The 23390-nt window shown below is 60.6% G+C and carries 19 protein-coding genes and 1 pseudogene; 10 read left to right on the top strand and 10 right to left on the bottom strand.

The window, feature by feature from the left end; all coding sequences use genetic code 11:
* Positions 1-2: 2 nt before the first annotated feature.
* Positions 3-1787: a pilus assembly protein TadG-related protein gene (locus AC0L18_RS08780; RefSeq protein ID WP_473491652.1), complete on the bottom strand. Its 1785-nt coding sequence runs from the start codon at positions 1785-1787 to the stop codon at positions 3-5.
* Complete coding sequence (locus tag AC0L18_RS08775; RefSeq protein ID WP_473491650.1) at positions 1788-2267, bottom strand: TadE family protein; 480 nt, start codon at positions 2265-2267, stop codon at positions 1788-1790. It lies immediately after the preceding gene.
* 644 nt (positions 2268-2911) lie between these two features.
* Here AC0L18_RS08775 and AC0L18_RS08770 point away from each other — a divergent pair.
* The 4 genes from AC0L18_RS08770 (at position 2912) to AC0L18_RS08755 (ending at position 8325) form a co-directional block, all read left to right on the top strand.
* A complete protein-coding gene (locus AC0L18_RS08770; protein ID WP_473491649.1) occupies positions 2912-4504 on the top strand; it encodes a peptide ABC transporter substrate-binding protein in 1593 nt (530 codons plus the stop codon).
* A 162-nt stretch (positions 4505-4666) separates the two neighbouring features.
* A complete protein-coding gene (locus AC0L18_RS08765) occupies positions 4667-5590 on the top strand; it encodes an ABC transporter permease subunit (RefSeq protein ID WP_023799733.1) in 924 nt (307 codons plus the stop codon).
* Positions 5583-6704, top strand: a complete 1122-nt coding sequence (locus AC0L18_RS08760) for an ABC transporter permease (RefSeq protein ID WP_027156356.1) — start codon at positions 5583-5585, stop codon at positions 6702-6704. Before AC0L18_RS08765 ends, AC0L18_RS08760 begins: the two co-directional genes overlap by 8 nt.
* 1 nt (position 6705) lies before the next feature.
* Positions 6706-8325 carry an ABC transporter ATP-binding protein gene (locus AC0L18_RS08755; protein WP_287244921.1) on the top strand — a complete coding sequence of 540 codons (1620 nt, stop codon included), beginning with the start codon at positions 6706-6708 and terminating at the stop codon, positions 8323-8325.
* A 178-nt stretch (positions 8326-8503) separates the two neighbouring features.
* On the opposite strand, the gene AC0L18_RS08750 is transcribed toward AC0L18_RS08755, so the two are convergent.
* The 4 genes from AC0L18_RS08750 to rnk all read right to left on the bottom strand — a co-directional run bounded on the left by AC0L18_RS08750 (position 8504) and on the right by rnk (position 10909).
* Positions 8504-8950 (bottom strand): SRPBCC family protein, encoded by a 447-nt coding sequence (locus AC0L18_RS08750; RefSeq protein WP_473491647.1) that lies wholly within the window; start codon positions 8948-8950, stop codon positions 8504-8506.
* Between the two features lie 45 nt (positions 8951-8995).
* Complete coding sequence (locus AC0L18_RS08745; RefSeq protein WP_287191723.1) at positions 8996-9439, bottom strand: SRPBCC family protein; 444 nt, start codon at positions 9437-9439, stop codon at positions 8996-8998.
* 50 nt (positions 9440-9489) lie between these two features.
* Positions 9490-9969 carry a VOC family protein gene (locus tag AC0L18_RS08740; RefSeq protein WP_473491646.1) on the bottom strand — a complete coding sequence of 160 codons (480 nt, stop codon included), beginning with the start codon at positions 9967-9969 and terminating at the stop codon, positions 9490-9492.
* A gap of 478 nt (positions 9970-10447) precedes the next feature.
* Complete coding sequence (gene rnk / locus AC0L18_RS08735) at positions 10448-10909, bottom strand: nucleoside diphosphate kinase regulator (protein ID WP_473491644.1); 462 nt, start codon at positions 10907-10909, stop codon at positions 10448-10450.
* 373 nt (positions 10910-11282) lie between these two features.
* Here rnk and AC0L18_RS08730 point away from each other — a divergent pair, with 373 nt between their 5' ends.
* Positions 11283-11528, top strand: coding sequence for a type II toxin-antitoxin system Phd/YefM family antitoxin (locus AC0L18_RS08730; RefSeq protein ID WP_473491643.1), 246 nt, complete (start codon positions 11283-11285; stop codon positions 11526-11528).
* Positions 11529-11839: 311 nt separating this feature from the next.
* Positions 11840-13210, top strand: a complete 1371-nt coding sequence (locus AC0L18_RS08725) for a DUF6600 domain-containing protein (RefSeq protein ID WP_473491641.1) — start codon at positions 11840-11842, stop codon at positions 13208-13210.
* A gap of 65 nt (positions 13211-13275) precedes the next feature.
* Here the strand turns inward: AC0L18_RS08725 and AC0L18_RS08720 are convergent, their stop codons facing one another.
* On the bottom strand, positions 13276-13704 hold the full coding sequence (locus AC0L18_RS08720; RefSeq protein ID WP_473491639.1) for a diacylglycerol kinase: 429 nt from the start codon (positions 13702-13704) through the stop codon (positions 13276-13278).
* 316 nt (positions 13705-14020) lie between these two features.
* On the opposite strand from AC0L18_RS08720, the gene AC0L18_RS08715 reads away from it, so the two are divergent.
* A complete protein-coding gene (locus AC0L18_RS08715) occupies positions 14021-14197 on the top strand; it encodes a DUF1127 domain-containing protein (RefSeq protein WP_084833736.1) in 177 nt (58 codons plus the stop codon).
* A 112-nt stretch (positions 14198-14309) separates the two neighbouring features.
* Here the strand turns inward: AC0L18_RS08715 and AC0L18_RS08710 are convergent, their stop codons facing one another.
* Complete coding sequence (locus AC0L18_RS08710) at positions 14310-15020, bottom strand: response regulator (RefSeq protein ID WP_473491637.1); 711 nt, start codon at positions 15018-15020, stop codon at positions 14310-14312.
* Between the two features lie 69 nt (positions 15021-15089).
* Positions 15090-18761: a PAS-domain containing protein gene (locus AC0L18_RS08705; RefSeq protein ID WP_473491636.1), complete on the bottom strand. Its 3672-nt coding sequence runs from the start codon at positions 18759-18761 to the stop codon at positions 15090-15092.
* Positions 18762-19121: 360 nt separating this feature from the next.
* On the opposite strand from AC0L18_RS08705, the pseudogene AC0L18_RS08700 reads away from it, so the two are divergent.
* The 3 genes and pseudogenes from AC0L18_RS08700 to AC0L18_RS08690 form a co-directional block, all read left to right on the top strand.
* Positions 19122-19634 (top strand): annotated as a pseudogene (locus tag AC0L18_RS08700) (FAD-binding oxidoreductase); the annotation flags it as partial.
* 210 nt (positions 19635-19844) lie between these two features.
* The gene (locus AC0L18_RS08695; RefSeq protein WP_473491835.1) at positions 19845-20504 is read left to right on the top strand and encodes an FAD-binding oxidoreductase; all 660 of its coding nucleotides are present in this window, start codon (positions 19845-19847) and stop codon (positions 20502-20504) included.
* A gap of 711 nt (positions 20505-21215) precedes the next feature.
* Positions 21216-21485, top strand: a complete 270-nt coding sequence (locus AC0L18_RS08690; protein WP_473491635.1) for a hypothetical protein — start codon at positions 21216-21218, stop codon at positions 21483-21485.
* An 82-nt stretch (positions 21486-21567) separates the two neighbouring features.
* Here AC0L18_RS08690 and AC0L18_RS08685 read toward each other — a convergent pair whose 3' ends face one another.
* Positions 21568-23277, bottom strand: a complete 1710-nt coding sequence (locus AC0L18_RS08685) for an ABC transporter ATP-binding protein (RefSeq protein WP_473491634.1) — start codon at positions 23275-23277, stop codon at positions 21568-21570.
* Positions 23278-23390 lie beyond the last annotated feature (113 nt).

Genomic DNA, 23390 nt, shown 5'->3' with positions numbered 1-23390 from the left:
GCTCACTGAACAAGCACAGAGCGCCCGCAAGTCGCGCCCATGACCCGGACATCGGCCTCGCCGACGCGCACGCCCAGCGTCCCAAGCACGTTGTAAACCAATTCGTCGACCGGCGCCGTCACGCCGTTCAGCAGCGCCACCACTGCCGGCTTCACGGTTCCGAGCAAGGCGGTTACATCAAGCCCGAGGCCCAGCGCACTGACCGAAAGCGACAAATTGTTGACCAGCGACGTGGTGAGAGATTGCGTCAGGTTCTTCGTCGAGGCGTTCTTTATCGTCTTGCTTGCGATGTCGGTGCTGTTGAAGGTCAAGATCGTCGGATCGTTGTTGGCGATCTCAACGGCCGCAGAACCATTCACGCCGATCAGATTGAGGGTGAGAAACAGAAGCTTCACGCTGACCTGCGCAATTTCGGCATTCTGAAACGACTGTGGGTTGCTGAAATCGGCGAAGGCGGAGGGGCTGTTATCGGCATCGCTGGCGCCAAGGTGCAGCGAGGCAAGGCCCGGACGTGCGGCAATGGTAACTTTCAAACTGTCGGGGTGCCCCGTCGGGCAGCTGATGTCGGTCAGCTTGGCTTCGGCAGAGGCCACCTCGACATGCAACGGCAGTTTGACGGCCAGCAGGCTGATGCCGCCACTGAGAGTCGCATTGCTGCCGCCGACGGACGCCACCAGCTTGATCCGCGTCTGCGCCGTACGCACCACAGCAGCCTTCTCGCCGATTGTCAGCCATGGCGAGAATTGTGCAGGTTCGCCGATTGCAATCGCAAGCGTGGTGGAGGCAAGCCCCGGAATGGCGGCTCCGAGATTGAGCTCGACCTGCTTCGAGCCGTTGGCCAGTGCAGCAGCGGTGGTCAGCATGCCCATGGCGCTGGCGTCGACCGAAAAGCCGGGCGACTTTTGCCCGAGGCCCAACTGGCCCATTGATCCAAGATCGACAAGATGATTGAGCGGTATCTTGACCGTGTTGGTGGTCCTTGACGCGATTGTCTGCAAAGCCAGCTTGCTGGTGCTGCCAACGGGTGAAACATTAGCCATGGCGGTCGCTATCTCGCCCACCGTCGCTTTGGAAGCCAGCACCTCCGAATAGCTGACACCCGTCAGCTGCATCTCAACGGCAAGGGCATCGATGAACGAAAGCAGGTTCACGTCGGCAGCGATCAGAGCGTTGTAGTCCATGACGCTGAGCGCGATGTTGCCGCCCAGGAACTTGCTGAGAAGAGCGTTGAGGATGCCGCCATTGACGCTGAGAAGCCTGGACCCGACCGAGAACATCGCCTGCGGCGCTATGCTGGCCACGGCTTGGGTGCCGATCACCGGCGTAGGGATAAGCGAACTCGCGAAATAGCGGGCAGGAACCTTTTTCAACGTGACATGGACGGCGTTGTAGGGCGTTTTGCCGGCCTCGAAGCGCTTGTCGACGCCGAGCGACGACTCTGCTGAATATCGGCCGGGGGTGACCGACACGACAGTCTTTCCGAGGGCAGGGGTGATCGTCTGCCCTGCCTTCTGAACAACGATACCCGGCATTCCGTTGTCGCCGAGCGTGGTCACCACCGCGGCGTCAATGTTGTTGATGTTGGAGGCGGCGGTGATTGCCGCCAGATCGACCAGCGACTGAGCCTCCCGGCGCTCCACATAGATCGAGCCTTCATCGATGGCGAAGGCGGCCAGCGCCAGCGCGAACGGTGCGCACAGCGCCGTCATGACGGCGAAGTTCGCCGTCTGGTCGCCAAGCATCGAGCGGGCGCCCCGGCCGATCCTGCCCGCCAAAGTTTGCCACATTCAGATGCCTCCAACCCGGATTGTCGACTGGCGTGAGATCGTGGTGCCAGGCATTGGCAGTGCCGGGAACAGATTCCAGACCGGCAGGTTGCGGGCATCATATTGGATGGACACGACGAACTGGCTTCCGTCGGCCGTGCTGTCCTTGGCATGGTAGGTCAGCTTGTCGGAATCGACGAATGGATATCCCGCGGCATTGGTGGTGACGAAACTGGTCACCAGCGCCTGGCGCTCATTTTCGTTCAGCCCGGCAATCGCCGTGCGTGCGGCGTCCGCTGCGATCTGCTGCACGGAGTGACTGGCGCCAAAATAGATGCCATATGCAACCATGCCGAGCAGAAGCAAGATGAATATGGGCGCAAGCAGTGCAAATTCGATAGCGGACGTTCCGGACGGTTCTCGAAACTGGTGTAATTTGCGTTTCAGCTGACGCGTATTGCGCCGCTTTTTAGCTATTGTCCCAGTTTCCGCGCTGTTCATGTCCGTCGCCTATCAAGACATACCGAAGCTCGCAAAAGATGTAACGCGTGGTTGCTTAAAGGCGGATTAAGACATTGTGGCAAAGTGGAATCGACGAAAGATTTCCTGCCGGAAGCGAATGCTTGAAGCGGTTCCTCCGCCAAGTCGTGGAATTCATCAGCCGACGCAGCGCCCCGCTTCGACGCCCGACTTCTTCAACAAAAGCGGCGCAACCTGCTCGTTGCAGAGAAAGCGCCGTCGATCCCATCGACCACAACCTAAGGTTTAGTTAGTAAGGGACCCCATTGACTTGCATCAATATCATGCGATCCGCTGCAGGCTATTGCCCGTCCCAGCTTCCCGCGCGTAACGGGGAGGGGCTTTCTCAAGAGGCCTTGTGAGATTGACGCGGAACCGGTCACGTCGGCGCTGAGGCACGGTCCACGGGCTCGACTGCTATTTTGCCGATCGCGCAGTGGCTGTCGCTGCGCCTTACTTTGGGTGACCTCACGAGTCTGTTGAAATAAAAAATCACCACGTTACTGTTTGCCCACCAGCCGCCGGAAAGGGAACCGGCGGCGCGCTCAAAGGGGCCAGCTAATCGGCTTCGGGGCGTCAACACTCAAGAGGCGCAGCTGAACGGCCGCCTCGACAGGGAGAACTTCATGCTGAAAAACATGCTGAAGGCGACGGTGTTCGTCACAACCATGGCTTTGGCCGCCGGCACGTTCTACACGCCAGCCTTCGCCGAGGTCGTCTACAACCGCGGCACCGCCGCCGAATCGGAGTCGCTCGACCCGCACAAGACCTCGACAATATACGAAGCCGCTGTATTGCGTGACCTGTTCCAGGGGCTGGTCATGCAAGACCAGAAGGCGAACGTCATTCCGGGCGCCGCCGAAAGCTGGACTGTATCGGACGACGGCACCGTCTACACCTTCAAGCTGCGCAAGGACGGTGTCTGGTCGGATGGTAGCCCGGTCACGGCAGATGACTTCGTCTACGCGTTCCATCGGCTGGAAGATCCGGCCACCGGCGCCGAATATGCTTCGATGCTCTATCCCGTGAAGAACGCCGAGGAGGTGAACACCAAGAAGGCGAAGCCGGAGGAGATGGGCGTCAAGGCAATCGACGCAAATACTCTGGAAGTGACGCTGAAGGCGCCCACGCCCTATTTCCTTGAAATGCTGACCCACCAGGCGACTTATCCGGTCAGCAAGGCGTCCATTGACAAGCTCGGCGCCGATTGGATCAAGCCGGGCAATCTGGTCTCCAACGGCCCCTTTACCCTGGCGGAGTGGGTTCCCAACGACCACATCAAACTGGTCAAGAATCCGAAATTCTGGGATGCTGCGAGCGTCAAGCTCGACGTCGTCAACTACATCCCGACCGAAGATCGTTCGTCGGCGATAAAGCGCTTCGAGGCGGGCGAACTCGACAGCTACGACGATCTCCCGACCGAGCAGCTCGCCGATCTCAAGGCCAAGTTTGGCGATCAGATTCGCGTTGGACCTTACCTCGGCACCTACTATTTTTCGATCAAGACCGACAAGGCTCCGTGGGACAACGTCGAACTGCGCAATGCCATCTCCATGGCAGTCGACCGCGATTTCCTTGCCGAAAAGGTCTGGCAGAACTCAATGCTGCCCGGCTATTCGATGGTGCCTCCGGGCATTGAGGGCTATACGCCGGCAATGGCCAAATACGCGGACATGTCGCAGATCGACCGCGAGGATGAGGCCAAGAAGATACTCGAGAAGCTTGGCTATACGCCCGAGAAACCGCTGAAGATGGAAATCCGCTACAACACGTCGGAAAACCACAAGAACACTGCAGTCGCCATCCAGGAGCAGTTGAAGCCGCTCGGCGTCGAAATCACGCTGCTCAACACCGACACCAAGACCCACTACTCCTTCCTTGAGCAGAAGGGCGACTACGACGTGGCGCGTGCCGGCTGGATTGCGGATTACAAGGATCCGGAAACCTTCCTCGGCATCTCCCGCAAGGCAAGCGGCAACAACTATTCGAGCTACAACAGCCCGGAATTCGAGAAGGCCATGGACCAGGCGGCCGCCGCCGGCGGCAAGCCTGAAGAGCGGATGAAAGAACTCGCCGGGGCCGAGCGCATCCTCGTCGATGACGTCGGCAACATCCCGCTTCTCTACTATAGTTACAAGGATATCGTTTCTCCGAAGCTTCATGGCTTCGAGGACAACGTCATGGATGTGCATCCGTCCCGCTTCATCTCCAAGGACTGATCTCCTTGGCCGGACTGTCGCTCCTTTACAGCGCCGCGCGTCCTTTGGGGCCCGCACAGGGCGCTGTAACGCCTTGATTTTACACGTGATCCTCTCCGGACCTTCGGCTCGGGTCATGCGTTAGGGGCGGCGGTCCCGGTTTGCTAGCAAAGCGGGGAACCGATGCTGCGTTACGTATTCCGGCGGCTTCTGACCGCCATTCCGACGCTGTTGGTCATCGTGACCATGGCGTTCTTCCTGATACGCGTCGCGCCTGGCGGCCCGTTCAATCAGGAGCGGGGCCTGAGCCCCGAGATCAAGGCCAATCTCGAAGCGCAGTTCGGTCTCAACGACCCGCTCTGGCTGCAATATGTCCACTATCTCGGCAATCTGCTGCGCGGCAATTTCGGTCCGAGCTACAACATGCCGGATTTCACTGTCGGCGAATTGTTTGCCAGGGGCCTGCCCGTTTCGATCCAGATCGGCGCCTCGGCCCTGATCCTGGCGCTGCTGCTCGGCGGCCTCCTCGGCACCATTGCCGCGCTCAACCAGAACAAGCTTGCCGACTATTCGGTGATCGCTCTGGCGACCGCCGGCAGCACCATTCCGACCTTCGTCATCGCGCCGGTTATCCAGCTTCTGTTCGGTCTGACCTGGAAACTGCTGCCGATCGGCGGCTGGGGCGATGGCGCCCTGCTCAACAAGATCGGCCCTGTGCTGACCCTCGCCCTGCCGCAGATCGCCATCGTCGCCCGCCTGATGCGCGGCTCGATGATCGAATCATTGCGCTCGCACCACATTCGCACCGCACGTGCGCTCGGCCTGTCGGACTGGTCGGTGGTCGTCAAACATGCGCTGCGCGGTGCCATATTGCCGATCGTCTCCTTCACCGGCCCGGCGGCGGCGGCACTGCTCACCGGCTCGATCATCGTCGAGACGATCTTTTCCATTCCCGGCATCGGCCGCTATTTCGTCGAGGCCGCGCTCAACCGTGACTACACGCTGGTCATGGGCACCGTGGTGGTCATCGCGCTGTTCACCATCGTCTTCAACCTGATCGTCGACGTCATGTATGCCTTCGTCGATCCGAGGGTGCGCTATGACTGACATCGCAGCCACCGCTCCGGCCATCGTCGGCCGTTCCCTGTGGGGCGATGCCTGGGCGCGCCTCAAGGCCAACCGCGCCGCCATGTTCAGCCTGTATTATCTTGCCTTCATCGCGATCCTCAGCGTGTTCGGACCCTCTTTGGTGCCGCATCGATACACCACCATCTACGCCGACTATGTGCGCATGCCGCCGAGCTTGTCGGCCTATCCGAAGCCTGACAAGATAGAAACCGCGCTCAACGAGGCGATCAAGCGCATGCGTGTCGACATCAAGCAGTGGCGGCAGGAAGACAATCGCATCTTCGTCACCGTCACATCGCGCAAGCCGATCGACGACCGCAATGTCCGCTACCTCGATCGTTCCGATGCCTTCGACAACACCAAGATAGAGAGCAAATCGGCTGACGGCCTTGAAGCGGTGATGAGCGCTTCAATCAGGCAGCAGTATTTCCTGTTCGGCACCGACAATACCGGCCGCGATCTCCTGTCGCGGACGCTGATGGCCGGGCGCATCTCGCTGGCCATCGGCCTGCTCGCCGGGGTCGTTGCGGGCGTCATCGGCGTGCTCTACGGCGCTGCGGCCGGCCTTGCCGGCGGCAGGATAGACGAGGTGATGATGCGCATTGTCGATGTGCTCTATTCGCTGCCGTTCATTTTCTTCGTCATTATGCTGGTGGTGTTCTTTGGTCGGAACTTCGTGCTGATGTTCCTGGCGGTCGGCGCCGTGCTATGGCTCGACATGGCGCGCATCGTGCGCGGCCAGGCGCTGTCGATCCGGCGGCAGGAATATGTCCAGGCGGCGGAGGCGATGGGCATAGGCCAGCGCGGCATTCTGATCCGCCACGTCATTCCCAACCTGCTTGGCCCAGTGGTCATCTATATGACGCTGCTGGTGCCGCAAGTCATCATCCTGGAGAGTTTCCTGTCATTCCTCGGGCTCGGCGTGCAGGAGCCGATGACCAGCTGGGGCGTGCTGATCTCGACCGGCGCCAAGAACATCGGCACCGCCAACTGGCTGCTTTTGTTCCCAGCATTTTTCCTTGTCTCGACGCTGTTCGCGCTGAATTTCGTCGGCGACGGCCTGCGCGACGCGCTCGATCCGAGGGATCGTTGAGATGGACACCTCCGAAACCATCCTCAGCGTCAAGGACCTTCGCGTCCGCTTCCGCACGCTTGACGGTGTGGTCGAGGCGGTCAAGGGCATCAACATCCACGTCAATGCAGGCGAAACCGTTGCCGTGGTCGGCGAATCCGGTTCCGGCAAAAGCCAGACGATGATGGCGGCGATGAGCCTGCTGGCCTCGAACGGCGAGGCGACGGGCGTCGTCGACTATCGCGGCCGCAACCTTTTGGCCCTGCACAAGTCCGAGCTCAACCAAGTCCGCGGCCGCAAGATCAGCATGATCTTCCAGGAGCCGATGACCTCGCTCGATCCGCTCTATTCGATCGGCAACCAGCTGATCGAACCGATCCGCCGGCATCGTGGGCTTGGCGCGGCGCAGGCACGCGAAGAGGCGCTCAAGCTCTTGCGGCTGGTCCATATTCCCGATCCCGAGCGGCGGATGAAATCCTATCCGCACGAATTGTCGGGTGGCCAGCGACAGCGGGTCATGATCGCCATGGCGCTGGCCAACGATCCCGACATACTGATCGCAGACGAACCGACGACCGCGCTCGACGTGACCATCCAGGCGCAGATCCTCATGCTGCTCGCCGAACTGCAGCGCAAGCTTGGCATGGCGATCGTCTTCATCACCCACGATCTCGGCATTGTCCGGCGCTTTGCCGACCGGGTCTATGTCATGCGCTACGGCGAAGTCGTCGAGGAGGGCGAGGCGGAAGCGATCTTCGTCAATCCGCAGCATGCCTATACCAAGATGCTGTTGGCCGCCGAGCCGACCGGAACCAAGGCGCCGCCACCGCCAAATGCGCCCGTCCTGCTCGAAGGCAGGAATGTCGAGGTGACATTCAAGATCGGCGGCGGGTTTCTTGCCGGAGAGCCGCTGATCCTGCGCGCGGTCGACCACATTTCGATCCGGCTCAAACGCAACCAGACCATCGGCATCGTCGGCGAATCCGGTTCGGGAAAATCGACGCTCGGCCGAGCCCTGCTGCGGCTCCTGCCAAGCGATGGGCTCATCCGCTTTGGCGATCGCGATATTTCTGCCGCCGACCGCCAGGCCATGCGGCCGCTGCGGCGCGAATTGCAGCTGGTCTTTCAGGACCCGTTCGGTTCGCTGTCGCCGCGCATGACCGTCGGCCAAGTCATCACCGAAGGGCTTCTGGTGCATGAGCCGACCCTGTCGGGCAGGCAACGCGACCTTCGCGCCGTCGAGGCCTTGCGTGAGGTCGGGCTCGACCCGAATGCGCGCAATCGCTACCCGCACGAATTCTCCGGCGGCCAGCGCCAACGCATCGCCATCGCGCGGGCGATGATCCTCAAGCCCAAGGTGGTCGTCCTCGACGAGCCGACGTCGGCGCTCGATCGGTCCGTCCAGAAGCAGATCGTCGAATTGCTGCGCAAGCTGCAGGCCGACCATGAACTGTCCTACCTGTTCATCAGCCACGATCTCGCCGTCGTGCGTGCCATGGCCGACTACATCATCGTCATGAAGCAGGGCAAGATCGTCGAGGAAGGGCCGACCGAGGCGATCTTCAGCAATCCGCAGGCATCCTACACGCAGACACTGATGGCCGCGGCCATCGACGTCACACGGTTTCGCTTGAGCGCATAGCGCGGCCGGTCAGGACTGCAGCGGATAGTGATTGAAAGGTCCCGAGGCGAATAGACCGTCGTCTGCAGCCATCGCTGCTATGGCTTCGATTTCGATCATCGCCTCGGGCGTTTAGAGCGCTATCATCTCGACGATCGTCTCCGCCGACAGGGCTTGAAAAAACTGCTTCCGGCGGAGTTCAGCGACCTCCTTGAACTTGCTCATGTCCTGCGCTGGATTCAACATAGCGCCCGAAATTGTCCAGGATCGCCTGCCAGCCGTCACGCTGCATGTCGATGGAGTTCTGCGTCTCGGCATCGAATATGGTCGTCACCTTCGTACCGTTGCCTACAGCTTCGAAGGTCGTACGCGCCTTGCGCCCGTCGCTCATGGCGAATGCGATCGCCTTGTACGGCTCGACCTCTTCGTACACCGCCTCGAAATCGAAGCCGAAGCTGCCGTCCTTGGCTTCCATGCGCGCCTTGTAGCCGCCGCCCACCTTTAGGTCGGCTTCCGCGCTTGGGCAGCACCAGTCCTCGGAAGCGAAGTTCCACTGTGTGATATCGCCGGGCGTCGTGTAGGCCTCCCAGACGCGTTCGATCGGCGCGGCGATCATGGTGGCAATGGTGATCTGCTGGTTGGTCATTTTGGTTTCCTTGTTGTCGCAGCCGGATGAGATCACGCAGACGGTTTATTGCGTGATTTCGGGCTCGACGAGGTGAGCAAGCTTGCGCAGCGACTCTTGCCAACCGAGATAACATGCCTCGACCGGGATCAGATCGGGCACGTTCTCCTGAACCACCGTCATCTCCGTTCCGACTGAAACGGCCGTCAGCGTGACGGTCACTTTCATCTCGCCCGGAAGGTTCGGATCATCGAACACGTCGCTGTAGACGAGCGTCTCGCCGGGGACGAGTTTCAGATAGGTGCCGCCGAAGGAATGGCTTTGCCCGGTCGTGAAGTTTCGAAACGACATTCTGTGCTTGCCGCCTTCCTTCGCCTCAAGCTCATGCACAGTACAGGTAAAACCGAAGGGCGGGAGCCAACTCGCGACCGCGTCAGGTTCCAGAAATGCGCGGTAGACCTTTTCGGGTTTGGTGGCGAGAACCCGGTGCAGTTTAACTGTGTTGGGCATGATCATCTCCATTCGTTGAGTTCACCAGGGCGTCGTTGCTTTGGATCGGGTTAGCCTGCAGCTGCGGCTTCCAGCGCCGCGATATCGATTTTCTTCATCGTCATCATCGCCTCCATCGCGCGCTTGGCCTTGGCGCGGTCGGGACTGGTCGTCAGTTCCATCTGCCGCTTCGGCGTGATCTGCCAGGAGAAGCCCCACCGGTCCTTGCACCATCCGCAGGCGCTCTCGCTGCCGCCGTTTCCAACGATCGCCTTCCAGTAGCGGTCGGTCTCTTCCTGATCTTCGGTCAGCACCATCAGGCTGACGGATTCGTTCGCCTTGAAATTCGGGCCGCCGTTCAGGCCTATAAAAGACTGGCCGAGCACTGTGAACTCGACCGTCAGTTCATTGCCTTCCTTGCCGCCGGGATAGTCCGACGCGGCCGCATTCAGCCGATCCACATGGCTGTCGGGAAAGGTGGCGGCATAGAACTCTGCCGCCTTGCGTGCTTCGCCGTGGTCGAACCACAGGCAGGTCACCAGTTTCGTCATATCTAATCTCCTCGGTTCTTGGGGGTATTTGTTCGCGCCGCGACTGCCAGATCTCAGTCGAACCGGCCCTTGGGCGCCTCGCCAGCCAGAACGGGACCGATGAACACCATTATAAGGTCGGCCTTGATCACATCGTCCGCAGATGTGTCCGATGATCTAAGCTCTCTCACGGTTTTTTCACCTGGTCTCGTTGCTTCCTGTCCAAAGGACGAACAAGTGGTGCGCCTCCCGACAGCCAACCTGTTATTTTTTGCCACGCGGCAAGGCCCACCTAACCCGAGTCGATCCATCCAACCGCCGGCTGGTAAGAGCGGGTCGGCGTAGGGTCGGGCCGTTTGCTTCAGCACCGGTTGTCCATATCACGAGGCGTTCGTGGAGAAGGCGCTTGAGATCCTCGGCGCGTTGATGCCCGCCGTTTTCGCGGAAACAAACAACAACCTAAAGCGCGCCGCCTGAGGCCGGTCAAACGCGACGCGCTTTAGTCGCCCGCCGTCGTCGAAGGTGCTGGTGCACGCTGATCGGATGCATCGCCATCGCGGGCAGGCCGGTTCACGGCAAGCACCGACAATTCATGCCGGCGCCCATCTCGCGCGGTCCACATGATCGACTGTCCGGCCGAGAGGCCGATCAGGGCCGTGCCGATCGGCGTAAGGATTGAAACCTTGCCTTCGGAGATGTCCGCATCGCCAGGAAAGACCAGCGTAACCGTTTTCGCGTCACCGGTATCGGGCTTGAACGTCACCGTCGAACCCATCTGGACGGCGCCCGCGGAGATCAAACCATCGGAAACGATGCGCGCTCGCTCGAGTTCGGCGAGCAGGTCATCGGAAGCCTGCGGATTTCGTGCGGCCACGGCGCTGGCAAGCGCCGATAAACGCGCGTGGTCGGATTTCGAGATGCGGATGGTCGGTTTGCGCCGAGCCTTCATGTTATCTTGCATTTTCGAATACTCGTATTCTCTGTTAAAGCGGGCTGCCTTATGGTGAACCGGCCAGTTCGAGACAGATATTGCTCAAAGCCAATGCCCCAGAGCCGGTGCTGGCCTGCATACGGTCGATGTCGATTTTTAGTATTCTTGCCCCGCGGCCCGGGGCGCACTGGCAGCCGAGCCGGGGGTTACGATCCCGCGATGGGGCAAACCCGGAAAAGAAAATCGCGACGGATCTTTTTTGTGGCGTTCATGTAATCGTAGTTGGTGCCGAGATCGGGGAAGTCAAGACGACCCTGCAGCAAGGCGCGGCCTTCAGCCCTCTTCGGCAGATGCCCTAAGTTCGGGTAGACTAAATTTCGTGGACTAAGGCACGGAGTTCGTAATGCGCATCGTCAACATCCACGAGGCCAAGACGCATCTGTCCCGCCTTGTCGACAGGGCAGCCAAGGGCGAGTCCTTCATCATCGCCAAATCCGGAAAGCCGATGGTGAAGGTCATCGCCATTGACGCTCCTGCGGCCGGCGAAACGCGTCGCGTCGGGTTTATGGCCGGGCAGTTTTCCGTTCCGGACGATTTTGATCGCATGGCCGGTGAGGAAATCGAGAAGCTGTTTGGCGGCGACGCGTGAAAGTTCTGCTCTATAGCCATCTTCTGCTCTGGGCGGCGGGCGAGCCCGACAACAGCGCTGCAAGTCTTGCGATTCGCCACTGACGCCACGTTCGCTGCCGATCGCCGGGCTGGGCCGGGGCAGGCTTTACAGTCGATGTGCGATTTTTGCGTCGGGACCCCGCTGCGCACGGCGGTCGTGATCTGGTTCGCCGACCTCATGAAGCAACTCTGATGTTGTTCCCGGTACCATCGTGGTGGTGCCAAGCCGGAACAATTCGACAGCCGGCGAGTTTTCAGGATGAAGGGCGATCTGTTTCGGAGGAAATTGCGATGAAACGCGTCCTTGCCCAAAACGCTGTACGGCTGATGCTGGGCGGCGTAACCGCCGGCTTGTTCACGATCGTCGAGATACCCAACCCGATGGCGCCCCCGGTGGCGCAATCGTCGCTTGTGTCCGAGGCGAGGGCTGCCACCGACGTTTCCATTTCAATCAGCACATTCTACGATGAACTGTCTGCCCACGGTGATTGGGTTTCGTACCGGGGAGCGACCGTTTTCGTCCCGGTTGATGTGCCTGACGATTGGCGTCCGTATACAATTGGGCATTGGGTCTATACCGAGCAGCATGGCTGGCTCTGGGTGTCCGACGAGCCGTTCGGCTGGGCGACCTATCATTACGGCCGCTGGGGCTATGCCGACGACATCGGCTGGTACTGGGTTCCCGGCACTCGTTGGGCGCCGGCATGGGTGAGCTGGCGGCGCGAAAGGGAGCACGTCATCTGGGCTCCGCTGCCGCCGCGCCGCGATCCCGATCTGATTTCAATCGAGGTGACCGTCGACACCACGCCGGATTTTTACTGGGTCGTGGTTCCCACCCGCGAATTCCTTGCTGACGACATTTCCGTCGTCGTTATCCGTGATGAGCCGGAGTTTGTGCGCATTGTCGAGGCGGCCGAGCCGGCCGGTGAGGTGACGATCCAGAACGAGGTTGTGATCAACAAAGTCATTGATGTTGATGTGATCGAGAAGGAGACGAACCAGCAGGTGACCGTCGTCGAGGTCAGCGAGACCGAGACGCCCGAGCAGGCCGGCAAAGTGGAAAACAATACGGTCACGGTCTTTGAAGCTGAAGTGAAAGCCGATCCCGAGGCCAAACCAGCTGAGCTCAAAGACATTGAGGAGGTGAAGCAGGTTCAGGCAGCCCGGAAGTCGAAGCCGACCGAAGGCGCAGCAACGACCGAACAGGCGCCGGATGAAGAGGTCAAGCCGGAAGAGACCGCCGAGCCTGAGAAGCCGACGACCGACGAGCAACCCGCCGCCGAGCAGGAGCAGGCCGAACCCGAACAGGCGGGCAAGCCTGAGAAGCCGACGACCGAGGAGCAACCGGCCGCCGAGCAGCAGCAGGCCGAGCCGGAAGAGACGGGCAAGCCTGAGAAGCAGAAGGCCGAGGAGCAACCGGCCGCCGAGCAGCAGCAGGCGGAGCCGGAAAAGACGGCCAAGCCTGAGAAGCAGAAGGCCGAGGAGCAGCCCGCCGCCGAACAGCAGCAGGCCGAGCCCGAACAGGCGGCCAAGCCTGAGAAGCCGAAGGCCGAGGAGCAGCCCGCCGCCGAGCAGCAGCAGATCGAGCCGGAACAGGCCGAGCCCAAACCACAGCAGCAAGAAAACAAGGCGTGCGATCCGCAGACTGGGGCGAACTGCTAGGTGGGTGGGTACAGACTACAGGCACCGCAATCGTTCCACCGCGGTGCCTGCTGTGAGCCGAGCCTTCATTGGTCGCGGTTTTTGGCAACCCCGCCACCCGCCGTAAGCCATCTTGCATCGAACCAGCGGTCCGCCGGTCCGTCATAGGGCAGCCGCGTAATATCCCAATGGCTGACGAAGCGCGCGTAGGCGTCCCACACTGGTGGACCCCCGCCGATGAAGACGACGCGGCCGACGAAGCGCTGGAGTGTGGCCTCGGGATCCATGCTGGAGCGAACGACGACAAGTTCCCGATCCGCGCGAGCAAAATCCGGAACGCTCGCGACCGTCTTGGGGCCGGCGAGCAAGACATGTCCTCTGGTGAGGTCGAAAAATCGTGCAACGTCGGCGACGAACTCCGGCGACCGGTTGCCTTCCCAGGGAAGGCGCCCTTTGAGGCCGAGCTGCCCCGCTTGGCCGATGGCACAGACGACTCTAACGACAGTCTTCTTCATGCGTACTCCACCGATAGCCGGTCTGGTCGCATTCGCAACGCTTGCACGTCATGCTGCGCCACGCGCTTTTTGTATGAGACCCAAACAGCCTCGAACGTGCAGCCTTACTCCGCTGCGGCTGGCTGGTCCACTGCCTCGTTGAGGAGGTGGTTTTGAGTGTCGTCGGCCGGACTATGGAACTCCTTCTCAAAAGTCCATCCCGGCACTGAAACAAACGAAACACTTCGAGTTCGGCGCGGAAAAACCCCTGAAACAGCGATGGTTTAAATCCAACGGCACCGCTGCACCCCGCGGCGCCAATCAATGGAGTATTGCGATGTCGAGAATGCGAACAGCTTACCGCTCATTTCGGAATTACCGGATTCACCGCATGGCGGAACGGACCCTTGCGGCAATGGACGATGCCCTCCTGAAGGACATCGGGATCAGCCGGTCCGAGATTGGCTTGGTGGTCCGCGGCTTGCAGCGCGGCCAAGAAGACAAGGCGGGCTGAAACCATGGCCGCCTTCTGGCGGCGTCCGCCGCCAACGCTCCATCTGGCGGCCTCCGCCGCCAATGCCCATGAGACGGGCGATCCGCCTTGCCAGGCCAAGGCGGCGGCGCGCTCAGGAGTAGAGGTAACCCATGCCGCGGATCGTCCTGATCACCTCCGGCTTGGAGGGATCGACCTCGATTTTCTTCCGCAGGCGCGAAACGCGAATGTCGATGCTGCGATCGAAGGGATCCCACCCGCGGTCATGGGCGAGTTCGAGCAGTTGATCGCGGTTGAGTACGCGTCCGCGATGTTCGCTGAATACTTTCAGAAGCCGGAACTCCATCGGGGTGATCGCTATTTCGATTCCCTCGGCGTTGTATAATTTGTGTGCGTCCGGGTCGAAGCGGCACTTGCCGAACTGGAACTGGTGAGGGCCCGGAGTACTCGCTTTCCCCGCAGCGCGTTCGCTCGCCGATGTCCTGCGCAGCACGGCCTTGACCCGCGCCAGCAGCTCCCGCAGGTCGACGGGCTTGACGACATAGTCGTCGGCGCCGATCTCCAATCCGACAACGCGGTCGACGATTTCCGCCGATCCGGTCAGCATGATAATGGCAACGTCTGAGTGCTCTCGTAGATATCGCGCCAGGGAGAGGCCATCCTCACCTGGCATTCGGATATCCAATATGACCACATCGACGTGCTGGCTCTCAATAAGGTCACGCAGGGCAGGCCCCGCGTTGGCGGGCGTCACGGCATAGCCATGGAGCTCCAGATATTCCGCCACCGTGTCGCGGATATCCGGTTCGTCATCGCAGACCACTATGTGTGCGTGCGTCGTCAAAATCGACCACCGAACAACCAGTCCAATAGATAAGTTGCCTCTAAAGTGACGTGCAAATCAACGGGTCTGTCAAGCATTGTTGTTGACCAGATTAGAGACAAACGAACGGAGCTCGTTCGGTTTGATCGGTTTCTCGAGATAGGGCCGTTTCGCGGCGCGCAGGAACATCTGCGCGTCCGGACTGATTGTGTCCCCCGTCAGGAAGGCTAACCTGTCGAGTTCAGCCGGATGGAGCTTGGCAATCTGGTTGAACAATCCCCGCCCGTCCATATCAGGCATTTTCAGATCGCTCAGGATCACCGCGAAACTGCGGTTCTTGAGGTGCAGCAGCGCTTCTTTGCCGGATCTGGCAATGGTGACGTTGAAACCATCTCGCCTGAGCACCTCAGCAACCAGCTCACCCACTTCCTCTTCGTCGTCCACCACCAGACAGGCAATGCCGGTCGAATTCGGGAGCTCGTCTTCAGCCGTTTCGGTTCCTTCGTCGAGACGGTCCGAAGCAGGCAGCGAAAGTATGAAGATCGAGCCACCCCCCTCTGGGGATTCGACCTCGATGGTTCCGCCATGGGATTGAACGATCCGATGACAGAAGGACAGCCCGATCCCAGTCCCTGCCCCAATCTCCTTGGTCGTGAAGAACGGCTCGAAAATGCGGGGACGTATCTCTTTGGGAATTCCCGGACCCGTGTCGGCAACGCTGACGACTATGTTGCCGGTTTTAGGGTGAAGCCGCGTTGAAACCGTGATTGTCCGTCGTCCTTCCCAGCCGTGCAACGCCTGTTCTGCATTGACAAGCAAGTTGATCAGCACCTGGCCAAGCTGATCGGGATCCGCCCAGATCGGGGGAAGACCAGGTTCAAGATGAACTGAAAGGCCGATGTCCGACGATCGAATCGAATAGCTCGCCACTTCGACCGCTTCGGAAATGATGTCATCGATCGCAACGTTTGAGGTTCGCGTCGGCTGCTGTCTGGCCATAGCCAGGAAAGTTTTGACGATCCTGGCGCAGCGTTCGGCTGCCTTGCTCATCTTGTCGGCGCGTTCGACGACCTTGGCGTCGGTAGCGGTTTCCTTCAACAGCGATGACAGGCCAAGCACCACCGAGAGCGGATTGTTGAGCTCATGCGCCACCCCGGCCAGCAATCCGCCGAGCGCCGACATTTTCTCGTTCTGGTGCAGCGTCTCGCGCTGCCGCTCCAATTCCTGCTGCATTTTTATCCGGTCGGTGAGATCGTAGGCGTGGGAAACAATCACCTTCTCACCGTGGTAATCGATCAGTCGAGACGAAACCGAGCACCAGCAGGTTCCACCGTCCTTGCGCTTGAGCCGGGTTTCGAAATCGTCGACCAATCCCGTCGCGAGCAGCCGCTCAACGTATCGTCTCCGCTCTGAAGGATCGACATAGTAGTCGACGGCGCTGGTGACGTCGCCGAGCAGTTCAACGGTGGCGGGGCTGCGATAAAGCAGCTTCCCATCATGCGCGCGGGTCATCTGGATGTTGACGGGGCAGGCTTCGAGGACTTTACGGACCAGTTCGTCCGCTTCCTTGGCGGCCTCCTCGGCCCGCTTGCGCTCTGTAATGTCGACACGGGTGACCACGAACCCGCCTTCGCGGGTCGGACAGTTCGAGACGAAAAACCAACGCCCGTCCGTATGACGGAATTCCTGTTGCCGGAATTCGCGGCGGTCCCTTGCCCTCTCGGCAAGCCAGTCGTCGATCTTGTCGCGTGGAACCGGAAACTGGTTGCGCTCCGCGGTCACGCGGAGGAAATCGAACCAGTTCACCCCGGGAACGAGCACATCCGCGCTTATCGCGTGCATCTGGCGATACCTGCTGTTGGCCAGCACCAGGCAATCGTTCCTGTCGTAGAGGGCAAACCCTTCGGCCAGAGATTCGATCGCGTCGATCAGCCGTTCGTTGGCCTTGCGCGTTTCTTGCTGAGCGGCGATCATGTCGGTGATATCAGTCGTGTTCGACACGATCACCTGCCTTCCCTGGAAATCGATCAGGCGAGCGGAAATCGAAGCCCAGAAGGCCTTGTTCTCGGTGTCGTACTGCTGGACCCGAAAATCATCGATCCTGCCCTTTTCGATCAGGGTGCGCTCCACTATCGCGCTATCGTCTGGATCGACATAGTGGTCAGTTATCCGAGGACGGTCGGCGTAGAGATCTCTGGTGGCAGGATTGCGGTAGAGCGTTTCTCCCTCGAACGTGGTCATGCGTATCGGTGAAGGGCAGGCATCGAGCACCTTTTGCAGCAGTGTCGTGGCGTCGCGCTCGAAAGCCTCGGCCTTCTTGCGCTCGCTGATGTCGGCGCGCGTTACGACGAAGCCGCCAAGGTCGGTGGGATGTATCGATACCGAGTGCCATTTGCCGTCGGAGAGGGGGACCTCGAAATGGGAGTGGAACTCGATCCGGCTTTGAAGCCGCTCGTCGAGCCACTCATCTTCGCGCCCAACCGCATTGCGGTACACGCCGCGCCTGGCGGATTCGCGGAGGAGTTCGTTCCATTCCACACCCGGTTCGACGAGATCCCGCACCGGGTGGTTCAGTTCGCGGTAAAGGCTGTTGCACATGACCAGGCGGTGGTCTTCGTCGTACAGCGCGAATCCCTCGGAGAGTGATTCAACTGCGTCTGCGAGCATCTCCCGCGCCGCGGCGACTTCGCCGTCACGCTTCTTCTGCTTGGTCACATCGGCGATGCCGGCGAGAACCACTCGCCGGCCCTGGAACTCGACAATCCTTAGATTGCCCGTGGCCCAGAACTCCTGGCCGTCGGGTCTTTTAAGCAGCACCTCGCAATTTTCGACGACGCCCTTTTGCATGAGCTCGCGATTGATTTCCCGGTGCTTCTCGGGATCGACAAAGTAATCGCCGAGCCGCACCGTCTCGCGTTGCGCCTTTCTGCTCCATCCAAGCAGCCGTTCGGCAGCATTGCTCTGGTAGATGAGTTCCCCCGAACTTGCGTCGTTCATCCATACCGGCAACGGGTGATGCTTGATCAGGAAACCGAACAGATCCTCGCGCTGCTTGCGTTCCGTGATGTCCAATACCCCGATGATGAGCGAGGGACGCCCGCCGTAAACGCCGCGACGGCAGTTGGTCGAGCACCAGACGGCCGATCCGTTTGTGTTTCTGAGCTGGATTTCGTGATCCCGGACGATCTCGCTGTTGCTGGCAAGGGAACTGATTTCATCGAATTCGCCAGTATTCACGAAATGATCCGTCAGGAATTGCGGCTCGTTCGGCGTCCATTTTCGGCCAAGCAGGTTAGAAGCATCGAGGCTTTCGTAGAGGATCTGCCCGCTTTCGGCGTCCACCACCCAAACCGGCAGCGGGTGACTGTCCGTGATGCAGCGGAATATCTCGGCGTTCTCCTGGTGCGCGATCTGCGCTCGCTTCATCTCGGTAATGTCGACGCTTACCAGGGCCATGCCGCCATCCGGCCGAGGATGTGCGGTGAGCAACTTCCACCGGCCATCCAATGTCTCGGCTTCAACTGGAGCGTCGTCGATTTGCGTCCATCGCGCCGCGGCGCTTTCAACAAATGCGTTGCCCGGCTCGATGGGGCGGCCGTCGAAACTCTTTAGACGTGAGAGGGCTTCGGCGACTGCGGCAATGGCGTCCGTCGGCTGCATCTCGCCGCGGTCGAGCCGCCGGCTTCCAAATATCTGCGGATTGCTGTCGACGAGAACATGGTTGGCGTCAAAAAGGGCATAGCCTGTGTGTGTGGATGGCACCGGATTTTCAGGCCGCATGGTCGTTCCCTTTGTTCGCGTGATCCCGCGAGGGCGGATAATAGCCCCTCTTTGTTTCAGCACGCGTTCGGGCGACGCGTGATTTGTTTCAACTGTTTCGGCGCGTGGGAGACATCGCCGGCGCTGACGTGTCGCCTGTCATCCCCGTGGGGCGCGCGCTGAAACAAACGAAACACTCCCACCACACCACAGAAAAACGCCTGAAACGAAGGCGGTGTAGGACAAGAAGAGCCGCAGATGCGGCAGATTCAACCGGCGAAGCGCAAATGTCCAGCGCCCAGGATGAACAATCTAGTCTTGGCGAGTGTCGACGCGTCTTGCTCTGAAACCTGAGGGTTCAATATGGATAAGCCAGTTACTTCCCACGATCTCCCCGACCGGCTCCTCGCGAGCCTTATTGACCAAAACCATCCGGCCTATGAAGAGGCTCGCGGGCTCTACAACGCCATGATCGACAAGCGGCCGCGCTGGATCATCCCCTGCGCCGAGGTCGCCGATGTCGTCGCGGCAGTCAATCATGCCCGGGAGAAGCAGTTGCTTCTTGCCATTCGCGGCGGCGGCCACAGCGGTCCGGGCTTCGGCAGTTGCGACGGCGGAATTGTCATCGACATGTCGCCGATGAATCGGGTCGATATTGATCTCGGGACCAGCACGGTCCGCGTCGAGGCCGGCTGCACCCAAGGCGATGTCGACCGCGCCACCAGCGCTCATGGGATGGCGGTGCCGGCTGGCCTCGTCTCGTCCACAGGCATCGCCGGACTGACGCTGGGCGGCGGCACTGGCCATCTAACGCGCAAACACGGCCTCACCATCGACAATCTGCTTGCGGCCGAGGTCGTGCTGGCCGACGGCAGCGTCGTGACGGCAAGTGAGAACGAACACCCGGAGCTGTTCTGGGCGCTGCGCGGCGGCGGCGGCAACTTCGGCGTCGTGACGCGCTTCACATTTCAGGCGCATCCGGCGAAGGATGTCTATGCCGGGCCGATCTTCTTCGACATCGCACATGCCGCAGAGATCATGCGCTGGTACCGCGACTTCCTGCCCGGAGCGCCGCGAGAGCTCGGGATGTTCTTCGGCATCAAGACGGTGCCCTCCTGCGACCCTTTCCCGCGCGAGATCTGGGGAAGGCGCGTCTGCGCGCTGATCAGCTGCTACAACGGCGCGGAGGAGGACGGCATCCGGGCGATGCAGCCCGTGCGCGACGCGCTTCCCGGGCCACTGATGGACGGTATGATGCAGATGCCCTTCGTCGATCTGCAGGCGCTGTTTGATCCGCTGCTGCCGAAGGGCTTGCAATGGTACTGGAAGGGCGATTATGTCGACGAGCTGTCCGATGCGGCCATCGCAGCCCATGCCGAGCACGGCTCGAAGACGCCGAGCGAACTGTCGCTGATGCATCTCTACCCCATCGACGGAGCGGCCCAGGAAGTGGCTCCGGACGCTACCGCCTGGGGAGCGCGGCGAGCGCGTTGGTCCATGGTTATCGCCGGCATCGACCCCGACCCGACGAAGGCGCTGGAGCTGAGGCGCTGGGCGAGCGAGTATTGGGCTGCGGTGCACAAGCACAACCCGCACGGTGGCGCCTATATCAACTTCATGATGGATGATGAAGGCGAGGCGCGTGTACGCGCCGCCTACGGCGCCAACTATGAGCGGCTCGTCACGGTCAAGCGCAAATACGATCCGGCGAACCTCTTCCGCGTCAACCACAACATCCGGCCGTAAGCCGAGGCTGAGCCTGTCCGTCCTTGGGTCGAGCGAGGCGGACAGGCCTGTGGCATGCGCAAGCCGGTGTCGCGCCATCGAGGACGACCATCCACAAAATGCGTCCCGCCCCGTCGCGCGTGCCTCTGAAACAAACGAAACACTCCCACCGCGATGCAGAAAAACGCCTGAAACGAAAGCGGTGTATGACAGTAAGATCCGAAGACGTGGAAGAATAAACGAACGAAACGAAAATATATAGAGCCTAAGACAGAAAATCTAGTCTTAGCGAGGGTCGACATTTTTGCTCCGAAACCTGAGGTTCAAAATGCACAGGCCAGTTGCTTCATACGATTTCCCCGACCGGCTCCGCGCGAGCCTTGTTGGCGAGAACCACCCGGCCCATGAAGGGGCTCGCCGGCTCTTGCAACGCCATGATCGACAAGGGGCAGACGTCAACCCCGCTACGCGACGGCTGATCGGGAACAGCCGCCATTCGTACGGCCGCGCTGACACTGCCGATTGGTGATGATCTCGGCTGCCATTGGGCAGCCCACCGAACAGCGCACGAACGCAACAAGAGACCGTGCGCTGAACAACCTGCCGCCGCACATCCCTAAGGATAGCGGTTGGTCGGTTTGCCCAAAGGGCATGAAAAGACGGCCTCATCGATGCGGTGCGGGGCACGGCGCGTCGAGGCCAAACGCTAACCCTCAAAAATGGAGAATTGAAATGCTCAAGATCGTTCTTGCCACTGCCACCTTGCTGTTTGCCTCCGGCATGGCTTTTGCCGGCAGCGACCACTATGGCTCCGACTACAGCCATGGCTCCTTCTATCCGAAGACCGGTGACCATTCGATGGCGTCCGACAACGGCTACGCGCTCGACCCGAGCGGCACAGCGAGTGTCGACACGGGCGACAGCGTACCGACCTCGGCTGGAAATTCGACCTTCGATAAGCCCGCACCGGGTTACGGACAGGGGATTTGGGGGAGCCGATAACAGCGTTCGGCCACACGGTCGAAGTTAGACTTCCAGGCGGCGGGTTCGCCCGCCGCCTGGATTCACCTCACGCCCGGCGGATTTAATCTGAAGCCGCGCCCAGTCGTGAGTAAGCGCCGCCGCGCGCCACCAATTCATCATGCGGGCCTTGTTCGACGATGCCTGTATCGGCGACCACCACGATGCGATCGGCATTGCGGATCGTCGCCAGCCGGTGCGCGATCACCAGCGTCGTTCGGCCCTGCGCAAGGTCTGCCAGCGACTGCTGGATCTCCCGCTCGGTCTGCGTGTCGAGTGCCGAAGTCGCCTCGTCCAGGATGAGGATGGTCGGGTTCTTCAGGAACATGCGCGCGATTGCCAGGCGCTGCTTCTGACCGCCCGAAAGCTTTACGCCGCGCTCGCCGATGATCGTATCGAGCCCTTCCGGCAGCGAGGCGATGAGTTCGTCGAGGCGCGCGCGGCGCGCGGCCTCGACGATCTCGCTCTCGACCGCGTCCAGCCGGCCATAGGCGATGTTCTCGCGGATCGTGCCGCCGAACAGGAACACGTCCTGCTGCACGATACCGATCTGCCCGCGCAACGAGGCCAGCGTCATATCGCGGATATCCAGACCGTCGATGGTGATGGCGCCGCTGTCGACCTCGTAAAAACGCGGCAGCAGCGAGCACAGGGTCGTCTTGCCGGCGCCGGATGGCCCGACGAAGGCGATGGTCTGTCCTGCTGCGATGTCGAGATTGATGCTCTTCAAAACCGGCCGTTCGCCGCTATAGCCGAAGCTGACGTCCCGGTAGCTGATGTCACCCCGGAGCATCGGTGCGTCAAATGCACCGGGCAGATCTGCGATGTCCGGCTCAGTGTCGAGGAGGGCTGCATAGCGGCGAAATCCGGCGATGCCTTTCGGATAGGTTTCAATCACCGAATTGATCTTGTCGATCGGCCGGAAGAACACATTGACCAGGAGCAGGAAGCCAACGAAGCCGCCACTGGAAAGTTCGCCACGCAGCACGAGATAGCTTCCGGCGATCATCACCACCAGTTGGATCAACCGCATGCTCATGTAGCTCAGCGACGTGCTTGCGGCCATGATGCGATAGGCATCGAGCTTGGTTTTGCGGTAGCTGGCGTTGTCGCGCGCGAACAGGTTGCGCTCGTGGTCTTCATTGGCGAAAGCCTGCACCACCCGCATACCGCCGACATTCTCCTCGATGCGAACGTTGAAATCGCCGACCCGCCCGTAAAGCGCCTGCCAGTTGCGCGTCATGCGCGCGCCATAGCGGCTTGTCACCCAGGCGACCAGCGGCACAATTGCCGCCGTAATCAGCGCAAGCTGCGGATTGACCAGGAACATCAGCGCGAAGGCGCCGATGAACGTCATGATCGCGATGAACAGGTCTTCCGGGCCATGATGGGCAACCTCGCCGATTTCCTCCAGGTCCTTGGTGACCCGGGCGATGAGGTGGCCGGTCTTGTGATTGTCATAGAAGCGGAACGAGAGCTTCTGCAGGTGATCGAAGCTCTTCCGGCGCATCTCGGTCTCGATGTTGATACCGAGCATATGGCCCCAGTAGACCACGACCGCCATCAGTCCGGTGTTCACCACGTATATGGCAAGCAGGCCGGCCGACGCAGCAAGGATCAGCAGCCACTGCTGAGTCGGCAACAGCTCGTCGACAAACAGCTTGACGGCCATCGGAAACCCGAGTTCCAGCAGGCCAGACATAACCGCGCAGCAGAAATCCAGGATGAACAGACCTCTCCAGGGGCGGTAGTAGGCGAAAAATCTGCGCAGCATGGGGACGCTTTTTCTGTTCGAAGGTCTGGCCTGCCAGGAGCATGGCTATGCGAGGGCTGTCGCTACAGGCATTTCTTGCGGCGACTGCTCAGCGCCGCCGACTTGTCCGAACG

It is taken from the genome of Mesorhizobium sp. WSM4819, from assembly GCF_055811215.1.
This window is presented reverse-complemented; position numbering and strand designations above follow the sequence as displayed.

What these genes read in the sequence shown, in the direction of transcription:
- AC0L18_RS08760 (WP_027156356.1), top strand. Translation starts at nt 5,583, where the DNA reads ATGACTGACATCGCAGCCACCGCTCCGGCCATCGTCGGCCGTTCCCTG.
- AC0L18_RS08725 (WP_473491641.1), top strand. Translation starts at nt 11,840, where the DNA reads ATGAAACGCGTCCTTGCCCAAAACGCTGTACGGCTGATGCTGGGCGGC.
- AC0L18_RS08770 (WP_473491649.1), top strand. Translation starts at nt 2,912, where the DNA reads ATGCTGAAAAACATGCTGAAGGCGACGGTGTTCGTCACAACCATGGCT.
- AC0L18_RS08745 (WP_287191723.1), bottom strand. Translation starts at nt 9,439, where the DNA reads ATGCCCAACACAGTTAAACTGCACCGGGTTCTCGCCACCAAACCCGAA.
- AC0L18_RS08750 (WP_473491647.1), bottom strand. Translation starts at nt 8,950, where the DNA reads ATGACCAACCAGCAGATCACCATTGCCACCATGATCGCCGCGCCGATC.
- AC0L18_RS08755 (WP_287244921.1), top strand. Translation starts at nt 6,706, where the DNA reads ATGGACACCTCCGAAACCATCCTCAGCGTCAAGGACCTTCGCGTCCGC.
- AC0L18_RS08765 (WP_023799733.1), top strand. Translation starts at nt 4,667, where the DNA reads ATGCTGCGTTACGTATTCCGGCGGCTTCTGACCGCCATTCCGACGCTG.
- AC0L18_RS08720 (WP_473491639.1), bottom strand. Translation starts at nt 13,704, where the DNA reads ATGAAGAAGACTGTCGTTAGAGTCGTCTGTGCCATCGGCCAAGCGGGG.
- AC0L18_RS08715 (WP_084833736.1), top strand. Translation starts at nt 14,021, where the DNA reads ATGTCGAGAATGCGAACAGCTTACCGCTCATTTCGGAATTACCGGATT.
- AC0L18_RS08685 (WP_473491634.1), bottom strand. Translation starts at nt 23,277, where the DNA reads ATGCTGCGCAGATTTTTCGCCTACTACCGCCCCTGGAGAGGTCTGTTC.
- AC0L18_RS08695 (WP_473491835.1), top strand. Translation starts at nt 19,845, where the DNA reads ATGTTCTTCGGCATCAAGACGGTGCCCTCCTGCGACCCTTTCCCGCGC.
- rnk (WP_473491644.1), bottom strand. Translation starts at nt 10,909, where the DNA reads ATGCAAGATAACATGAAGGCTCGGCGCAAACCGACCATCCGCATCTCG.
- AC0L18_RS08730 (WP_473491643.1), top strand. Translation starts at nt 11,283, where the DNA reads ATGCGCATCGTCAACATCCACGAGGCCAAGACGCATCTGTCCCGCCTT.
- AC0L18_RS08775 (WP_473491650.1), bottom strand. Translation starts at nt 2,267, where the DNA reads ATGAACAGCGCGGAAACTGGGACAATAGCTAAAAAGCGGCGCAATACG.
- AC0L18_RS08780 (WP_473491652.1), bottom strand. Translation starts at nt 1,787, where the DNA reads ATGTGGCAAACTTTGGCGGGCAGGATCGGCCGGGGCGCCCGCTCGATG.
- AC0L18_RS08740 (WP_473491646.1), bottom strand. Translation starts at nt 9,969, where the DNA reads ATGACGAAACTGGTGACCTGCCTGTGGTTCGACCACGGCGAAGCACGC.
- AC0L18_RS08690 (WP_473491635.1), top strand. Translation starts at nt 21,216, where the DNA reads ATGCTCAAGATCGTTCTTGCCACTGCCACCTTGCTGTTTGCCTCCGGC.